Annotated in this window: 15 protein-coding genes and 2 rRNA genes (1 of these 17 cut by a window edge); 6 read left to right on the forward strand and 11 right to left on the reverse strand. The window is 39.1% G+C overall.

The window, feature by feature from the left end; all coding sequences use genetic code 11:
- Window positions 1-1,984: ribosomal RNA gene (locus ACQ334_RS16600) — 23S ribosomal RNA — on the forward strand; it begins 895 nt to the left of the window's first position.
- Between the two features lie 114 nt (window positions 1,985-2,098).
- Window positions 2,099-2,210 (forward strand): 5S ribosomal RNA (gene rrf, locus ACQ334_RS16605).
- A 375-nt stretch (window positions 2,211-2,585) separates the two neighbouring features.
- Here the strand turns inward: rrf and ACQ334_RS16610 are convergent.
- The 6 genes from ACQ334_RS16610 to ACQ334_RS16635 form a co-directional block, all read right to left on the reverse strand.
- Window positions 2,586-3,158: a TMEM175 family protein gene (locus tag ACQ334_RS16610; protein WP_430989371.1), complete on the reverse strand. Its 573-nt coding sequence runs from the start codon at window positions 3,156-3,158 to the stop codon at window positions 2,586-2,588.
- A gap of 138 nt (window positions 3,159-3,296) precedes the next feature.
- Entirely contained in the window at window positions 3,297-3,728 is a 432-nt protein-coding gene (locus ACQ334_RS16615) for an RNA recognition motif domain-containing protein (protein ID WP_430989372.1), read from the reverse strand.
- Window positions 3,729-4,021: 293 nt separating this feature from the next.
- Entirely contained in the window at window positions 4,022-4,468 is a 447-nt protein-coding gene (gene rplI / locus ACQ334_RS16620; RefSeq protein WP_430989373.1) for a 50S ribosomal protein L9, read from the reverse strand.
- A 70-nt stretch (window positions 4,469-4,538) separates the two neighbouring features.
- On the reverse strand, window positions 4,539-4,802 hold the full coding sequence (gene rpsR, locus ACQ334_RS16625) for a 30S ribosomal protein S18 (RefSeq protein WP_430989374.1): 264 nt from the start codon (window positions 4,800-4,802) through the stop codon (window positions 4,539-4,541).
- A gap of 3 nt (window positions 4,803-4,805) precedes the next feature.
- The gene (gene rpsF / locus ACQ334_RS16630; RefSeq protein WP_430989375.1) at window positions 4,806-5,159 is read right to left on the reverse strand and encodes a 30S ribosomal protein S6; all 354 of its coding nucleotides are present in this window, start codon (window positions 5,157-5,159) and stop codon (window positions 4,806-4,808) included.
- Between the two features lie 177 nt (window positions 5,160-5,336).
- Window positions 5,337-7,061 carry a M14 family metallopeptidase gene (locus ACQ334_RS16635; RefSeq protein WP_430989376.1) on the reverse strand — a complete coding sequence of 575 codons (1,725 nt, stop codon included), beginning with the start codon at window positions 7,059-7,061 and terminating at the stop codon, window positions 5,337-5,339.
- Window positions 7,062-7,225: 164 nt separating this feature from the next.
- On the opposite strand from ACQ334_RS16635, the gene ACQ334_RS16640 reads away from it, so the two are divergent.
- Together ACQ334_RS16640 and ACQ334_RS16645 are read left to right on the forward strand one after the other, a co-directional pair.
- Window positions 7,226-8,494, forward strand: a complete 1,269-nt coding sequence (locus ACQ334_RS16640) for a sensor histidine kinase (RefSeq protein ID WP_430989377.1) — start codon at window positions 7,226-7,228, stop codon at window positions 8,492-8,494.
- Window positions 8,495-8,500: 6 nt separating this feature from the next.
- Window positions 8,501-9,193: a response regulator transcription factor gene (locus tag ACQ334_RS16645; RefSeq protein ID WP_430989378.1), complete on the forward strand. Its 693-nt coding sequence runs from the start codon at window positions 8,501-8,503 to the stop codon at window positions 9,191-9,193.
- Window positions 9,194-9,560: 367 nt separating this feature from the next.
- On the opposite strand, the gene ACQ334_RS16650 is transcribed toward ACQ334_RS16645, so the two are convergent.
- Together ACQ334_RS16650 and rpsT are read right to left on the reverse strand one after the other, a co-directional pair.
- Window positions 9,561-9,890: a hypothetical protein gene (locus tag ACQ334_RS16650; RefSeq protein WP_430989379.1), complete on the reverse strand. Its 330-nt coding sequence runs from the start codon at window positions 9,888-9,890 to the stop codon at window positions 9,561-9,563.
- A gap of 222 nt (window positions 9,891-10,112) precedes the next feature.
- A complete protein-coding gene (rpsT, locus tag ACQ334_RS16655) occupies window positions 10,113-10,367 on the reverse strand; it encodes a 30S ribosomal protein S20 (RefSeq protein WP_430989380.1) in 255 nt (84 codons plus the stop codon).
- Window positions 10,368-10,484: 117 nt separating this feature from the next.
- Between rpsT and ACQ334_RS16660 the strand changes: the two genes are divergently transcribed.
- Entirely contained in the window at window positions 10,485-10,979 is a 495-nt protein-coding gene (locus ACQ334_RS16660) for a paraquat-inducible protein A (protein WP_430989381.1), read from the forward strand.
- A 165-nt stretch (window positions 10,980-11,144) separates the two neighbouring features.
- On the forward strand, window positions 11,145-13,913 hold the full coding sequence (locus ACQ334_RS16665; protein ID WP_430989382.1) for a 2-oxoglutarate dehydrogenase E1 component: 2,769 nt from the start codon (window positions 11,145-11,147) through the stop codon (window positions 13,911-13,913).
- 91 nt (window positions 13,914-14,004) lie between these two features.
- On the opposite strand, the gene ACQ334_RS16670 is transcribed toward ACQ334_RS16665, so the two are convergent.
- Genes ACQ334_RS16670 through nrfD form a run of 3 tightly spaced genes read right to left on the reverse strand, consistent with a single transcriptional unit; the run spans window position 14,005 to window position 16,756 of the window.
- Complete coding sequence (locus ACQ334_RS16670; RefSeq protein WP_430989383.1) at window positions 14,005-14,406, reverse strand: c-type cytochrome; 402 nt, start codon at window positions 14,404-14,406, stop codon at window positions 14,005-14,007.
- Between the two features lie 27 nt (window positions 14,407-14,433).
- Window positions 14,434-15,342 (reverse strand): hypothetical protein, encoded by a 909-nt coding sequence (locus ACQ334_RS16675; RefSeq protein WP_430989384.1) that lies wholly within the window; start codon window positions 15,340-15,342, stop codon window positions 14,434-14,436.
- A gap of 49 nt (window positions 15,343-15,391) precedes the next feature.
- Window positions 15,392-16,756: an NrfD/PsrC family molybdoenzyme membrane anchor subunit gene (gene nrfD, locus ACQ334_RS16680; RefSeq protein WP_430989385.1), complete on the reverse strand. Its 1,365-nt coding sequence runs from the start codon at window positions 16,754-16,756 to the stop codon at window positions 15,392-15,394.
- Between the last annotated feature and the right edge of the window lie 25 nt (window positions 16,757-16,781).

A 16,781-nucleotide genomic window follows, 5' to 3' on the forward strand; every position in this document is an offset into this window, starting at 1 on the left:
GATTGGGCTAGGGGGCTTCACCGCCTACCAAACCCTGACAAACTCCGAATGGTGCTAAATATCTCCGGGAGTGAGGCTGCGGGCGATAAGGTCCGTGGCCGAGAGGGAAATAACCCAGATTAGCAACTAAGGTCCCTAATACATGGTTAAGTTGATCAAACGAGGTGGGATTTCTATAACAGCCAGGATGTTGGCTTGGAAGCAGCCATTCATTTAAAGAGTGCGTAACAGCTCACTGGTCGAGAGATCCTGCACGGAAAATAATCGGGCATCAAACCATGAACCGAAGTTCTAAACACATACTTTGAGTATGTTGTGGTAGGGGAGCATTGAAATCTGCTGCGAAGGTGTGAGGCGACTCATGCTGGAGCGATTTCAAAAGAAAATGTAGGCATAAGTAACGATAATTAATGTGAAAAACATTAACGCCGTAAACCCAAGGTTTCCTGATCAATGTTAATCAGATCAGGGTTAGTCGGGTCCTTAGGCAAACCCGAAAGGGGTAGCTGATGGAAAGTTGGTTAATATTCCAACACCTACTATAGTTTCGATGGGGTGACGAGGTAGTGAAAGATCCGCGTTCTTACGGAATAGAACGTTAAAGGGTGTAGTTATAGGCAGTGTAGGTAAATCCGCACAGCTTGGCGAACCTGATAGTACAGCAAAGCTTCGGCAGCGCTGATAGTGATCCTAATCAAACCTCCGAGAAAAACCTCTAAGTTATGACTATAGCAGCCCGTACCGTAAACCGACACAGGTGGGTGGGATGAGTATTCTAAGGCGCTCGGGTGAGCCTTGGAGAAGGAACTAGGCAAATTAACGCTGTAACTTCGGGATAAAGCGTACCGATTTCGGTCGGTCTCAGTAAAATGGTACAACCAACTGTTTAGCAAAAACACAGGGCCCTGCAAAATCGAAAGATGACGTATAGAGCCTGATACCTGCCCGGTGCTGGAAGGTTAAGGAAGGATGTTCGGCGCAAGCCAAAGCTTCTGACTGAAGCCCCAGTAAACGGCGGCCGTAACTATAACGGTCCTAAGGTAGCGAAATTCCTTGTCGGGTAAGTTCCGACCTGCACGAATGGTCTAATGAGTTGTACACTGTCTCCTCCAAGAGCCCGGTGAAATTGTAGTATCGGTGAAGATGCCGGTTACCCGTCACGGGACGGAAAGACCCCATGAACCTTCACTACAACTTTGCATTGATTTTGAATTTTTGATGTGTAGGATAGTTGGGAGACTTTGAAGTGGTGTCGCTAGGCATCATGGAGTCGTCGTTGAAATACCAACCTTTAAACATTTAGAATCTAATCCCTAACGGGAAACAGTGCATGGTGGGTAGTTTGACTGGGGTGGTCGCCTCCTAAAATGTAACGGAGGCTTGCAAAGGTTCCCTCAGTACGGTTGGTAATCGTACATAGAGCGTATTAGTATAAGGGAGCTTGACTGTGAGACATACATGTCGAGCAGGGACGAAAGTCGGCTAAAGTGATCCGGCGGTTCTGTATGGAAGGGCCGTCGCTCAAAGGATAAAAGGTACTCTGGGGATAACAGGCTGATCTCACCCAAGAGCTCATATCGACGGTGAGGTTTGGCACCTCGATGTCGGTTCGTCACATCCTGGGGCTGGAGAAGGTCCCAAGGGTTCGGCTGTTCGCCGATTAAAGTGGCACGTGAACTGGGTTCAGAACGTCGCAAGACAGTTCGGTCCCTATCTGTGATGGGCGCTAGTAAATTGAGAGGACATGACCTTAGTACGAGAGGACCGGGTCGTACGTTCCGCTGGTGTATCTGTTGTGCCGCCAGGTGCAATGCAGAGTAGCTATGAACGGCCAGGATAAACGCTGAAAGCATCTAAGCGTGAAACCTTCCTCAAGATGAGTTTACTTTTAAGGGTCGTCGGAGACTACGACGTTGATAGGCTATAGGTATACAGGTGGTAACATCAAAGCCGAGTAGTACTAATTGCCCGTAAGCTTTATTTTTTATTTTTCTTAGGAGAAATAATTATATTTAATTACTCTGCTTTTGCAACTTATCCCAATATGTTATATTATTTATTGTCATCCCGCTTCATGCGGGACTCGACATGACCGTCTTATGGTGGTTTTGCCGAGGGTGTTCACCTCTTCCCATACCGAACAGAGAAGTTAAGCCCCTCATGGCCGATGGTACTGCACAACAATGTGGGAGAGTAGGTAGCTGCCATATTCATTTAAAGCCCTTCAGTTTACTGAGGGGCTTTTTTATTTGTATCATTTTAAGAAGATATAATAGCAGCCAATGGTATTGCTTCCAACAAGTTGGAGGGAGAACAGGTAGCTGCGATATTTATTTATAGCCCTTCAGCTTAGAACGGCTTTTTTGTGGGTATACGATACTTCATCCGGTGCTGCAGGTTGCTTCCGCTTTTGGTATAAATAGTGGAGAATAAATGAAAGGGATAGTTATATCTGAATCTAACCTTATTGAATAGCTGAAGTGTTAACAGGAGATGAGATAGTAATACTGTGTTTCAAAAGACAACAGTAACGACAAAATAGAAGTGATTTATAACCTGGTGTAAGTAATAATTTTTCAGATAACTTACTCAACCTTTTTTTCAATACGCCTGTCGGGAATAAACCATACGGCTGCCACCAGCAGATACATTGAAAAGCCCAGCCATGAATTAATAAAAGAAAGGCCGATACCAATAATATAAAATATAACAGAAAGAATTCCTTTTCGATCTTTACCCAGGGCTTTTGCCAGAACTGAATCTTTACCCTGAATATCTGCAAGGCAATGCGCCAGAAAGTAATATGCAATTCCCGCCATCATGGCAATAAATCCATACAAAGCTACCGGCCAGGTGCTAAAATGGTTTTCTCCCATCCAGGCTGTGGCAAAAGGAAACAAAGATAACCAGAAAAGCAGGTGTATATTATTCCAAAGTACGGTACCGGTTACTTTGTGAACAGTGTGCAACATGTGATGATGATTATTCCAATAGATACCTATATTAATAAAACTAAGTACATAACTAAGAAATGTTGGCAGCAATGGACGTAGCGCTTCCGGGGTATTACCATGCGGCACTTTCATTTCTAAAACCATGATTGTAATAATGATTGCGATAACACCATCACTGAATGCTTCTAATCTACCCTTACCCATAAGCGATAATTTATAAAATGCAATTTAATTTGCTGTGGTTAATTGCGGATATATTTGGCCAGTTAATTTTTAAAACCGGGTGTAAATAAAAATCCCTTCAGCAATGAAGGGATTTTATATGAGTTTATTTTTATGATATTAATAATCTCTGTTACCGCCGCCGCCGTAACCGCCGCCGCTTCTGCCACCACCTCTGTTGCCGCCGCCGCCGTAACCACCGCCGCCGCCTCTGCTACCGCCGCCGCCGTAACCGCCGCCGCCTCTGCTACCACCACCGCCGTAACCGCCGCCGCCACTTTTCTTGTAGCCGCCACCGCCACCGCCTTCCTGACGTGGTTGAGATTCGTTTACGATTAATTTACGACCCTGAACTTCAGTTTCGTTTAATGCAGCGATTGCAGCTTTAGCAGCTTCATCGTCTTCCATTTCAACAAAACCAAAACCTTTACTACGGCCGTTCATTTTGTCTTTAAGGATTTTAGCGCTAGTAACACTTCCGTGTTCTGTGAAGAGATTCATTAAATCATCATCAGTCATTGACCAACTTAGATTTCCTACATAAATGTTCATTGTAAAAACTTTTAAATAAATAAATAAAAAACAATAATGACTTAGTTGAACAATGAACTGAATCGGACTTGTAAAAAAGCTACTTCAGCCAATAGCGAAAAACTAAAACCATTAATTCGTCATAAAGATAGGGGTTTTGTTCATATATTGTTATAAAAGCATAAAAATTTAAAAAATCGGGGTTCCAGCCCTTAATAGTACTAATCTAAGGTTTTAGCAGCCAATAGTTTGCAATAAAAAATCCGCCCTGGTAAGGACGGATCTTTTATTAAATTTCAGGAATAAATTTAAACTTATTCAGATATTACTTCAAATTCAACCTCAGTTTCGTTACCGTTACCAAAGTCAATTTTTGCTTTGTAAGTACCTAATTCTTTTACATCATCAATGATAGTGATGCGGCGGCGATCGATTTCGTAGCCCTTTTGATCTTTAATAGCACGAGCTATCTGAACCGAAGTTACGCTACCGAATATTTTGCCACTGGTACCGGTTTTAGCACCAATTTTTAAAGCACCATTTTGTAAAACAGCAATTACGCTATTCAATTCAGCCAATAATTTGGCTTCTTTTTTAGCTTGTTGTTTCTTTTTTTCTTCCATCATTTTCACGTTGGAAGGGCTTGCTTCTACAGCCATTTTCTGAGGAATAAGATAGTTACGGCCATAACCATTTTTTACTGTTACCAGTTCGTTTACGCCGCCTAAATTATTTACATCCTGTATCAATATTACCTGCATTGTTTTGCATTTTTACCCAATCCGCCGCGGCGGACTTTCTCTATTTAAAGGTTAGGGTGGTGAAAAAAAATTATTTTAATAGATCTGTAACGTAAGGAAGAATAGCCATTTGACGGGCTTTTTTTACTGCATCACCTACTTTACGCTGAAACTTTAAAGAGTTTCCGGTAATACGGCGTGGTAATAACCTTCCTTGTTCGTTAATGAATTTTTTCAAAAATTCGGCATCCTTATAATCGATATAATGGATACCCATTTTTTTAAAGCGGCAATATTTTTTTGGACGCTTCTCCTGCTTAATGGCAGTAAGATATTTTATTTCATTTTTTGCCATGGTTTAAGCTTCGGATTTTTCGTTAGTAAATTTGCCGCCACTTTTCTTTTTGGCATTGTACTCAACGGCGTACTTGTCGAGTGCAGTGTACATGTGACGCATCTGAGATTCGTCACGTAAAAGTTGAATTTTCAACTTTTCATTGAAGCTGGATGGCGCTTTATACTCCATTACCCAATAAAGACCTGTGGTCTTTTTAGCAATGGGATAGGCCAGTGATTTTAATCCCCATGGGTTACTGTACACAACTTCACCACCGTTTTCTACAACGAGGTCAGCATATTTTTTCTGAGCGGCTTTAAATTCGTCGTCAGATAGTACAGGGGTAAAAATCACCATCAATTCGTAATTGTTCATTTCCCTTGTTTTGTGTGTTTAAAAAATTGTTTATTCCCGTCCGTTTTAAACGGGCAGCAAAGGTAAGGTTTTTAATGGATAATCGGGTAATGAATAATGGATATTTTTATAATAGGTAATGGGATAATTGATAAGGAATAATTTGTATTGTAATTACCTGATTATTATTTGTTTAGATTATAGCAACCTATAAACGGGATAGCGGTTATGCCCGGGTTCATAATAGGGGGAATTTTTGTAAATAAAATCCAGCTGGGCTGAGCCATTAGAGGCAAATTTTGGATCTGACTTTTTCTTCTCTTCCAGTTTGTTTTTCAAATCGGGATTGCTTTGTAAAACTTCTGCAGCCAGGTCTTCCCAGCGGTAATCACTGTAACCTTCTTTTTGTTGCAGTACGGCATCAAAAAAATTCCATGCAAAAAAACTGTCATCGCCAGTTGGCTCCAGCATTTCTATAATGTACCGGTTGCCGGCCTGGTTCATTGGTATAAAATAATCTCCTTTTAAAAATTTTATTTTTTGTTTTAGTACAGAAACTTTTACAGCAGAATTTTTATGGTGTTTTTCATAAGGACGGGGAAGGCTTTTGTAATCATCAATGTGGTATGCTTCTACTTCAATTAAAGTATCGTTGCTGAATTGTTTTACAATTACATTGTTAAGCTTTAATAAATCAACTACAGCATACCATCCTTGCGGAATGATATATGCCGAAGGAGCAGTTACAAAATTGGAAGGTTTAAATACATTGAAAAACCTTACTTGTTTGGTGAAAGGTTTGCTTCTGTCGTAAAACATTCTTTGCAAGCCTGTAGCATCACTTGGTTTTAAACCCTGCTCATATCCTTTAAAAGTGATCATTGAATTTTGTGTAGTATCTACAGCCCAGCTCAAAGGCCTGTTTTTTTCTTTTATCACTTCAGCTTTTGCTTTATTTCGTTGTGCAATTAATTCACTGGCATTGACTGCTGTTTTTTCAATCATTGTTTGCATTAAGGCATAAGTAGAAAGCACCCTGTCTTTAAATGGTTTTAGCATATGCGTTTCCGGTACAAAGCCAATGGTTTGAAATAAAGCGGCATAACCTGAAGAATAGCGTGGCGGATCGTAAAACATTTCCATGCCTTTATCCGGAGTTTCGGTTTCGAAATTTACATAAGGCACCATATCCCATTTTTTTTCTGCCATGCCTTTATACAATTGCGGTTCAAAACTATCTTTCAACCATCCGCCTAAACCGGCACCCAGTTTATTGTATTGAGAAGTAAGTAACGTCATTGTATGTTGGTAATCGGCGCCATCGCTTACATGATTATCCATTAATATATCGGGATCGAGTAAATGAAAAATCTGTGCAAAAGCTTTGGCTTCCTTGCTGTCGCATTTTGTAAAATCTCTGTTTAGATCCAGGTTTTGTGCGTTACCACGAAAGCCATATTCTTTAGGTCCGTTTTGATTGGCTCTTGAATAGCCATTTCGGTTTAAGCATCCGCCAATGTTGTATACAGGAATAAATGCCAGTGTAACATTGTTGGGAAGCTGGAGCTTACCCAGTACAATATCTCTTACCAGCATCATACTTGCGTCAATGCCATCTGGCTCTCCCGGGTGAATACCATTATTGATGAGGATAACAGCTTTGTTTTGTTTATGCCATTGTGCAGGATCAAATTTCCCGTCTTTACTTATCATCACAATATGTATAGGATAACCTGCATCACTCATGCCCATTTCTTTCACCATTACCATTGCAGATTGCTTATCCAGATTTTTATACCAGTCAATTGCCTCAAAGTAAGTGGCGCTTTCAAGTCCATTAGTCTTTTCGAATCGGCATTGCTGGCCATTGGAGCTTTGTAAAATAAAGGCGATAGCCGAAAAGAAGAGGAAAATTTTTCTCATTGCAATGATAAGTTTTGGTGAAGCTACAATGATTTTTTCTTTGGAGAAAGCCGCTTATAAAAAAATAATAATTACTGGTCAAAACCTTTAACCAGTAATTAACTTTAAACAATGCAGGGCTTGTGATTTAAATTTGAATTTTGTAGAGTATCTTAAAGGAAATTATGAGGTCATCTGCTACAAGGTTGATTATTTTTATCACTACAATTTTAATTGCTGTTATTATCGGCCTGCAGATGCATTGGCTGAATAAAACTTATTCTTTTGAAAAAAAAGAATTTAAGACTTCTGTAGTAAAATGTATCCGTGGCCTGTACGAAGATCTGGACCTGGCTGATGAACCAGGCACTAATCTCACTAAATTAATTGAAAGTCCTAATGAGAACACTTTTATTTTCAGAGTGGATGATGTTCCCCCGAGAGATACACTTATTAATGCATTGATGAATGAGTTTGATGACTTTAAAGTGTATACCGATTGTAAAGTGGCGGCTTATGACGATAGCACAAAAAAATATGCATACGAAGCCTTTTTGCCAACAGCGGCGTCCATTCATCCTGTGTCCATTGATGTAGATGCTCCCAACTCTGTTAAGAATTACTCTTTCGTATATCTTAATTTTCCTAACCGCAGCAGTTATATACTGGGGAATATGAGTAACTGGATATTTACAATCATCCTGTTACTGGTTTTGTTAATCGGCCTGGGCGCCAGTATCTATTATTTGTACCGGCAAAAATTTTTAAACGACATTCAGAAGGATTTTATCAATAACGTTACACATGAATTCAGTACGCCGTTAACTGTGATAGATTTATCTACAGATGCTTTACAGAAACCTGGTATTGCCGCTAACCCGGAAAAATATAACAAGTATGTGGCGTCTATTAAATACCAGAATGAGTATTTGAAAAAACATATTCAAACCCTTGTAAAAACCGTGGTTACCGAATCTTATCACCTTGCACTTGACAAAACAACTATTCACCCGGAAGAACTGATAAAAAGGGCCATTGTTCAATTAGAGCCCATTGTGTTTCAAAAGAACGGTAAGATCATATTTGAGGAACCGGAAGAAACTAATGAAACTATTATTGCAGATAGTGACAACCTGTATTTAGCTATTTTTAATATCATTAGCAATGCAGTAAAATATTCCGAAACACCTAAAATTATAATTACTACGGGTATACAGCATTTTAAATATTTTATCAGCGTAAAAGACAATGGTGTGGGAATAGCAGCTGCCGAGCAACAAAAAATATTTAAAAAATTTTACCGGGCACAGAATGGTAATATCCATAATGCTAAAGGACTTGGATTAGGTTTGTATTTTGTGAAAAAAATTATAGAATTGCATCATGGATTGGTGGAAGTGAACAGCGTTGAAGGAATTGGTACCGAATTCAAAATTATTTTACCCATTAATTAAATTGTTATGGAAACAAAAGGCAGGGTTTTACTAGCAGAAGATGATATTCATTTAGGCGATGTGATGAAAGATACACTTGAGGATGAAGGATATGCAGTATTTCATTGTACAGATGGGCAACAGGCAATAGACCTATTTGATAAGGATAAATTTGATATCTGCCTGCTTGATATTATGATGCCAGTAAAAGATGGTTTTACAGTTGCAAAAAAAATACGGCAGCAAACCGATGTAGTGCCCATTATTTTTATCAGCACAAAGGCATTGCTGGAAGATAAAATTGAAGGTTACCACCGGGGTGCTGATGATTACATTGTAAAACCTTTTCAAATGCAGGAGTTGTTGTTGAAAATGGAAGTTTTTTTGCGCCGCACCAAAAAAATGTTTGCTGATAATTTACAGGAATTTTCTGTTGGTAAAATTCATTTTCAGTTTACTAATCTAAAAATGATCACGCCCGAGGGAACCATAACAATTACACAAAAAGAAGCAGAGCTATTAAAATTCTTATGCCTGCATCCTAACAAAATTTTAAAACGTGATGAGATATTAACTGCAGTTTGGGGTAAGGATGATTATTTTTTAGGAAGAAGTATGGACGTGTTTATGACAAAGATACGCAAGCTTTTAAAAGCAGATCCTTCTATTGTGCTTGAAACGATACACGGTATGGGTTTTCGTTTTACAATACCGCAATAAAAACATTGATCCTGTTTATTTTTTGAGGTTAACATTTGCTTAACCCATGTTTAACCAACATTAATTTGACTTAACGAAAGTGTAAGGTATGTTTGTGTTTCATATAACAGTACCATATGCTTTGGTGGTTTTTTCAATATGGTTTAAAGGGTATTTTTTTAATACCCTTTTTTTATTACTGCTTTTAATCACTTATCAGTTTTTAATGATCAGTATTTGGGATTAACTCTTCTGTTTGCCATTTCGTTTCTGGAAAACCCTTATAGTTAAAATGCTTTATACCGATCGGTCATCGATAATGGAAGAATAAAAGGAAAAATAAAAACCACCGATCGGTGGTTTTTATTTTTTTAGATTTTTTAAAAGCTTACCCTTTTTTGTTAGCCTTAAATCTTTTATCTGGTGTACCATCTTTTTTTACCGGACCAGTAGCAGCAGGAGCAGCGGCTTTGTTGGCTTTAAATCTTTTATCCGGGGTACCGTCTTTTTTCATTGGTCCCGCAGCAGCTGGTGTAGCGGCTGTTTTTGCAGCAGGCATGCTTACCACTTTAGCTGTTGTAGCAGGCTTTGCAGTTTCTTTTTTTACGGCTTCCATTTTTGGTTTAGCTGCAGGGGCAGCTGCTTTGGCTCCTGTTTGTGCAATCGATAAGCTGGCGAATCCTACCAGCGCTAAGGCTGATAACAATAATTTTTTCATGATGGTAAAATTGTTGAATGAATAATAAACAAGTTTACAAATTTGATTTTGCAAATGAGCTGTTAGTTACACGATTAACTTGCGCTTAACCAAGGTTAACAAAACCATAAAACGGTATAATTGCTGTAGTTATGCAGCTTGTTGCTGCAGATATTAAAAAAATAATGCAATAAAAAACCCGTCATTAAAGACGGGTTGCTATAAATTATTTTGAAGGCAGAATTATTTAGCCAGTGCGTTAACTCTCTTAGCCAGTTTGCTCTTTAAGTTAGCAGCTTTGTTTTTATGGATAGTGCCGCGTTTTGCCAGCCTGTCGATCATTGAAGCAACTTTTGGAAATTGTTCTGTTGCAACAGTTTTATCGCCTGCTTTTAAATCACGTATTGCATTACGGGTTGTTTTACCGTAATAGCGGTTACGTTCGTTACGCTTTGTACTCTGACGCACATCTTTTTTAGTAGCTGAATGGTTTGCCATTTAAATCTATTTTTTGGGCTGCAAAGATAGGGAGAAATAATTGATAATTGAATATTTAATAATGAATAATTTTTGGCAGGCCCTTATTTTTGGCTATTTTACCCTTTAAACAACTGTATGAACCGCCTGGTATTACTCTTTTTACATATAGCATCCCTGGTTTTACTTGGTTTTGGATGGGTTAAAGATATGCTGCATATAGAAATCAGCGCTCATTTTATTGTTGACCTGAGCCTTTTTAATGAAGACCGAAGTGTGCTGGGTACACTGCAAACCTTGTGGCATAGCGGCAATTACTGGCCTTTTTTGCTCATTTTTCTATTTGGGATAGTGGTACCGCTGGTAAAATCGGCGGTGATATTTTATTTGCTGGCGGTTAAAAATGCCCACCCGGCCTGGTTTGGGTTTGTAAATGCCATCAGTAAATGGGCCATGGCAGATGTATTTGCCATCAGTATTTTAGTAGCTTTTTTGGGGGCTACGGCTATGGAAAATACGAAGGCCAGCCTTGAAATTGGCTTTTACTGTTTTACCGGATATGTTTTATTAAGCGGCGTTATAGTACTGCTGTTGGGAAAAATCATCAAAAAGCCTGAAACTTCTAATGCATAATTAACGATATTTGCATACTTATAAAAAAAGGCTTTGGGTTGAAGATTCTTGTTCAGTAGTTTGTTGCCCTTGAAGTGTTCCTCTATATCGGGATGTACTATGCAACACCACTGAAGGCAAATAGAATATCGCTACCGGGCTCAAAAAAAATTACCCCAATTTATTATGAAGGATTTTCAATACATCACTAACTCTCACCCTGGTTACATTGAAGGCTTGTACAACGATTTTGTAAAAGACCCTAATAGTGTGGATGCCGAAATGCGTAAATTTTTTGAAGGGTTTGATTTTGCAGTGAGCAGTGGTGCAAAAGTAAATGGTACTACATCAGCTACTACCGTATCAACTATCAACGAACTGTCGTCACCGAATAGCCAGATCGATTGGATGAGTGAGATAAGGGTGTACCGTATGATATTAGGGTACAGGAATAAAGGACATCTGCTTGCAGATACGAATCCAATACGTAAACGTAAAGACAGGGGGGCCAATATTGAATTAGAGTTTTATGGCTTTACCGAGGCAGATCTTAATAAAACATTTAATGCTGGTAACCTTATAGGCCTTGGTACAACTACCCTGAAAAATATAATTGAACATTTAGAAAAATGTTATACCGGGCATTTAGGCATAGAATTTAAATACATCAGTAATCAAAAGAAAATAGATTGGCTTACCAGTGCCGTTGAAAAAACAATGTTGCAGCCCGTTGGCCTGCCGCAAAAAAAACGCATTCTTCAAAAACTGAATGAAGGCGTAATGTTTGAAAAGTTTTTACATACCAAGTATATAGGCCAAAAACGCTTTAGCCTTGAAGGAGGCGAAACTACTATTGCTGCGTTGGATGCCATAATAACAACAGCTGCCGATAACAATGTGCAGGAAGTGGTGATTGGTATGGCACACAGGGGAAGATTAAATGTGCTGGCGAATATCATGGGTAAAACCTACGAACAGATATTCAGTGAGTTTGAAGGAACGAATGTACCTGATACTACAATGGGTAGTGGTGATGTAAAATATCATTTGGGTTTTAGTAGTGAAGTAACCACGGCTAATGAAAAAAATATTCATTTAAAACTTTGTCCTAATCCTTCACATTTAGAAGCAGTTGATCCGGTAGTAGTGGGTTTTGCAAGAAGTAAAGCAGATATTTTATACAAAAGTGATTACGATAAAATATTGCCTATCCTTATTCATGGTGATGCTTCTGTAGCAGGCCAGGGTATTGTGTACGAGCTTTTACAAATGAGTGGATTGCCGGGTTATTATACAGGCGGTACTATACATTTTGTTATCAATAACCAGATCGGTTTTACTACCGATTTTGAAGATGCCCGTACTGCAGACTATTGTACATCTGTTGCAGCAATGGTGCAGGCACCTGTATTGCATGTGAATGGCGATGATGCAGAAGCCGTAGTAAAAGCTGCAGAAATTGCAACTTTATACCGCCAGGAATTTAACAGCGATATTTTTATTGATATGGTTTGCTACCGAAGGCACGGACATAACGAAGGCGATGAGCCGAAGTTTACCCAGCCGCAGTTGTACGCTTTAATTGAGAAACATCTTAATCCAAGAGAAGTATACACACAATATTTAATTGAAAACGGGGAGGCTGATGCAAAAGACCTGGCCAAAGAAATGGAACAGAAGTTTCTGGCAGAATTACAGGAGCGTTTGGATGAGGTGAAACAGAACCCATTGCCTTATCATTACCAGCAACCGGAAATTGTTTGGAAAAGTTTACGCAAGGCAAAGGCAGATGATTTTGAAGTATCTCCGGTAACAGCTATTAAGGAAGATGAATTTAAAATGTTGTTTGACGGTTTGATGAAATGGCCCGAAGGATTTAAACCATTGCGTAAGATCGATAAACTAATTCAGGATAAACTGAAATTGTATAGCGACGAGAAAAAAGTGGATTGGGCAACAGGAGAGTTAATGGCTTATGGAAGTTTACTGGTGGAAGGTAAGGATGTGCGTATGAGCGGACAGGACGTGAAGAGAGGTACTTTCAGCCACAGGCATGCTGTTATATACGACGAGACTAATAATACCGGCTATAACAGGCTGGATCATTTCTCGGGCACACAGCAGCCTTACAGGATCTATAATTCTTTATTGAGTGAATATGCGGTGCTGGGCTTTGAATATGGCTATGCGATGGCTAATCCTAATGCATTGGTAATTTGGGAAGCACAGTTTGGTGATTTTTGTAACGGTGCACAAACCATGATCGATCAGTTTATAGCTGCGGCCGAAACTAAATGGCAACGCATGAACGGTGTGGTAATGCTCTTGCCACATGGTTACGAAGGGCAGGGGCCGGAACATAGCAGTGCCAGGATGGAGCGCTTTTTGCAACAATGTGCCGAATTAAATATGGTGGTAACTAATGTAACTACTGCGGCTAACTTTTTTCATGTATTAAGAAGGCAACTGGCATGGCCATTCAGAAAACCATTGATCAATTTTTCTCCTAAGGCAAACCTGCGCCATCCGGGTTCTTATAGTTTAATGACTGAATTTACTTCCGGTGGCTTTAAAGAAGTGATTGACGATGCAGGAGTGAAAGATGCAGGGGAAATAAAAAAAGTATTATTCTGTTCAGGTAAAATATATTTTGACCTTCAGGAAAGGCAACAGAAAGAAAACAGAACTGATATAGCTATCATCAGGTTAGAACAAATTCACCCTTTGCCGCAAAAACAACTGGATGAATTATATAAAAAGTACAGCAAAGCTATCTGGTACTGGGTACAGGAAGAGCCATTGAATATGGGAGCAGCTACTTTCTTAAGGATGACACTGAAGAATATCAATTTTTATATTATCAGTCGCCAGGCAAGTGCGGCTACTGCCAGCGGCTATAGCAAAGTGAATGCTAAGGAGCAGGCTCAGATCATTGATACGGCGTTCAGCATTTAATAATGCTTTACATATTTTAAAATCAAGAGGGCTGGTAAAAATACCGGCCCTCTTTTTAAACACCTTCAAAGTTAAAACTTAGTTTAAATTATCATTTTAAGGTTCTCATGTAGTTTACTACAGACCAAATGCCATTGGCATCGGTGATTTTCTTTTTGAAAGATGGCATGTCTTTACGGCCTTCAAAGGTTTTGTAAAACAATGCACCATCTGGTTGTGCCTGAAATGCGGCTTTAGTAAAATCACCACATTCAGTATCTAACTGAGATGCTTTAGGTCCATCACCTTTACCTTTAGTACCATGGCATGATTTGCAATGTGTGTTGTACAGGTCTTTTCCGGTAGCAACAGAAGCGGCATCACCTTTAAGTGGATTAACCTTGGTTTTGTAAGCATCTGGCACAGGCCATTCTTTCTGGAATGTTTTAGGCACAAAGGCAAATAAGCCAATTGCAATAAAACAAATAATGAGAGCAGGAATTTTCTTTTTCATTTTTTTTTAGTTTTAAGAATTAAAATTTTATGTGTTTGCAATAGTTGCTGTGTGTGGCTCTTCTTTTCTTAAACGGAATAACTGTACCACAATTACAACGTAGTGGCTCCATACAATTCCCATTAATATAAAGAAGGTAATAAGCATCCATAGAGGTGGATGTGAGCTCCATAAGGCCCGGGGCTGATTTTCAATTTTGTCTGAAACCGGGGTGCCCCATTTTTGTATTACAGACGCTTCCAGATTTCCAAAAGTTTCATTTTCATCAAGCTTTGCCACCAATGTAATGTTTCCATTAGCATCTCCGGGAAGGTTAGCTGGTACTTCCACTGTGGCTTCGCCATCATCATCAGTTGTTCCTTCTCCTATTTTTAACAAACTAAAAGAACGATGAACAAATATTCCCACTACAGTTCCTTTAATGGGGGTATCTTTTCCTAAGTCTAACAATTTTATTTTTACATTCAATACTGAATCTTCTTTTGCAGCTGTAATATCCAGCCTTGCTCTTTTTACTGCAAGTTCCTCTTCGGCTGCTTCCATTGATTTGTTGCCAGCAAATACAGCCTTAAAATGAATTTTACCTTCTTTATCTGCAGATACAGCAGCGGTTTTGTAATTGAAAACGGCAGCACCGTTTCTATCGGTAATTGCATAGCCCAATGTTACTGTGGCAGTGTCAATTACCTGCAGAAAGGTAACTTTTAGTAAAGGCAATTTTAAGAAGGTTCCTTTTATTTTTGCTTTAAGTATCGCTTTTAATTCAACGGTATCACCTGGCTTTTGAATGCTGGTGAATTCTGCGGATGGAGATATAAGTGATGGTTCTTCTTTGGCAGCAGGTTCTTCTTTTTTTGCGCTGTCAGTTTGTGCAGTTGCATTGCCGGGTAAAATCAGCATTGCTGATAAAACTGACGGCATAACTATCCGCTGCATTTTTTTTATTAATCGGTTCAATATTGAAACTTGTTTCATAAAATTTCTTTTAAGCGGTTTGTATAACTTCTTTTTGTATGGCGGTTTGTTCATGATGATCATGCGCATGTGGGTGATGTGGTTCTTCCAAACCCGATACCGGCACCACGGTTACAAATTTTGAAATAATGGTAAAGAATAAAAAGAAGGTAGCAATGCCGGCAAAGGTTAATGCCCATTCAGGCCAGGTGGCTGAATATTTTACATAAGCTGCTCTTGTATCTTCCATTGGTAAAGCGGGTGTTTCTAATGTAGGAACTATGATAAGGTAACGCTTAACCCAAAGTGCAATCACCATAAAGAACGATGCTAATGCAATCCAGTTGGGCTTTCTTGTTTTTGGTATTGCTATTATTAAAATGGGAATGATGATACCTACAAGATTAGCAAATAATGTCCACCAGCCATATTGAGCCGGATTGAATAATTTATTAATAACCTCACTATCCCATTTTGCCGAACCAAACCAATCGGTAAAATATTCCGAGAAAGTAAAATAACCATAACCGGCAGATAGTACCATCAGGCAATAACCAAGATTGGTAAAGTGCTTATCAGTAAAATAACTATCCAGTTTATACATCCTGCGGTATACCCACATGGCAACAATCAGTACACCGCACCCTGAGTATAAGGCGCCCAAAACAAAGTAAGGCCCAAAGATGGTACTGTGCCAGCCTGGCCTTAAGGTCATGCCAAATATCCAGGATAAAATTGAACTAACGATAATGGATAGGGGAATTATAATTATAGCCAGTAAATTCTGAGAAATAATTAAATGTCTTTTCTGGCTTGCTGCACCCCTGTAACCAATAGCTAATATTTTGTACAGTTTTTGTTTCCATGCAGGAATATTTAATCCGGCATCACGGTATACTGCAAAATCTTTTATTAATGCCATGTATAAAAAAAGTATACTGCCCACAAAGTAAGTCATGATGGCCAGTACATCCCACGTCATAGGTGATTGTATCCTTGGATAAATAAACAAGTGGTGTAGCCTGTCGAAACGGCCTACGCATAACAAAATAAAAATAGGGCCAACAATAACAGAGATTACCGTCATCATTTGTGCTAACCTGATAATGGGTTTGCCCCAGGGCACTTTAAATAAATGCAACAATCCTGCAATGATGGCACCGGCATAACTGAGGCCGATAAAAAATATAAAATTTACAATGAACAAGCCCCACACCACATTATCTCTCATGCCTGTAACAACGTGGCCTTTACTGATCTGTAAGTATAATGCATAGCCGCCTGCCAGTATCCAAAGCAGAAAAAAGACTGACCATATCAGGTTCTTTTTTCCAAACTTTTCAATATTGGATCTTTGGTAATTAAAGGCTTCCTGCTGGTATGTATTGAGTTCCATAAAATGTATGCTTTAAATGATATTA

It is taken from the genome of Ferruginibacter sp. SUN106, from assembly GCF_050611765.1.
Classification (GTDB): domain Bacteria; phylum Bacteroidota; class Bacteroidia; order Chitinophagales; family Chitinophagaceae; genus Ferruginibacter.

Excerpts from the sequence above, each read along its gene's own strand:
- ACQ334_RS16610 (WP_430989371.1), bottom strand. The coding sequence starts at position 3,158 with ATGGGTAAGGGTAGATTAGAAGCATTCAGTGATGGTGTTATCGCAATC.
- ACQ334_RS16615 (WP_430989372.1), bottom strand. The coding sequence starts at position 3,728 with ATGAACATTTATGTAGGAAATCTAAGTTGGTCAATGACTGATGATGAT.
- rplI (WP_430989373.1), bottom strand. The coding sequence starts at position 4,468 with ATGCAGGTAATATTGATACAGGATGTAAATAATTTAGGCGGCGTAAAC.
- rpsR (WP_430989374.1), bottom strand. The coding sequence starts at position 4,802 with ATGGCAAAAAATGAAATAAAATATCTTACTGCCATTAAGCAGGAGAAG.
- rpsF (WP_430989375.1), bottom strand. The coding sequence starts at position 5,159 with ATGAACAATTACGAATTGATGGTGATTTTTACCCCTGTACTATCTGAC.
- ACQ334_RS16635 (WP_430989376.1), bottom strand. The coding sequence starts at position 7,061 with ATGAGAAAAATTTTCCTCTTCTTTTCGGCTATCGCCTTTATTTTACAA.
- ACQ334_RS16640 (WP_430989377.1), top strand. The coding sequence starts at position 7,226 with ATGAGGTCATCTGCTACAAGGTTGATTATTTTTATCACTACAATTTTA.
- ACQ334_RS16645 (WP_430989378.1), top strand. The coding sequence starts at position 8,501 with ATGGAAACAAAAGGCAGGGTTTTACTAGCAGAAGATGATATTCATTTA.
- ACQ334_RS16650 (WP_430989379.1), bottom strand. The coding sequence starts at position 9,890 with ATGAAAAAATTATTGTTATCAGCCTTAGCGCTGGTAGGATTCGCCAGC.
- rpsT (WP_430989380.1), bottom strand. The coding sequence starts at position 10,367 with ATGGCAAACCATTCAGCTACTAAAAAAGATGTGCGTCAGAGTACAAAG.
- ACQ334_RS16660 (WP_430989381.1), top strand. The coding sequence starts at position 10,485 with ATGAACCGCCTGGTATTACTCTTTTTACATATAGCATCCCTGGTTTTA.
- ACQ334_RS16665 (WP_430989382.1), top strand. The coding sequence starts at position 11,145 with ATGAAGGATTTTCAATACATCACTAACTCTCACCCTGGTTACATTGAA.
- ACQ334_RS16670 (WP_430989383.1), bottom strand. The coding sequence starts at position 14,406 with ATGAAAAAGAAAATTCCTGCTCTCATTATTTGTTTTATTGCAATTGGC.
- ACQ334_RS16675 (WP_430989384.1), bottom strand. The coding sequence starts at position 15,342 with ATGCAGCGGATAGTTATGCCGTCAGTTTTATCAGCAATGCTGATTTTA.
- nrfD (WP_430989385.1), bottom strand. The coding sequence starts at position 16,756 with ATGGAACTCAATACATACCAGCAGGAAGCCTTTAATTACCAAAGATCC.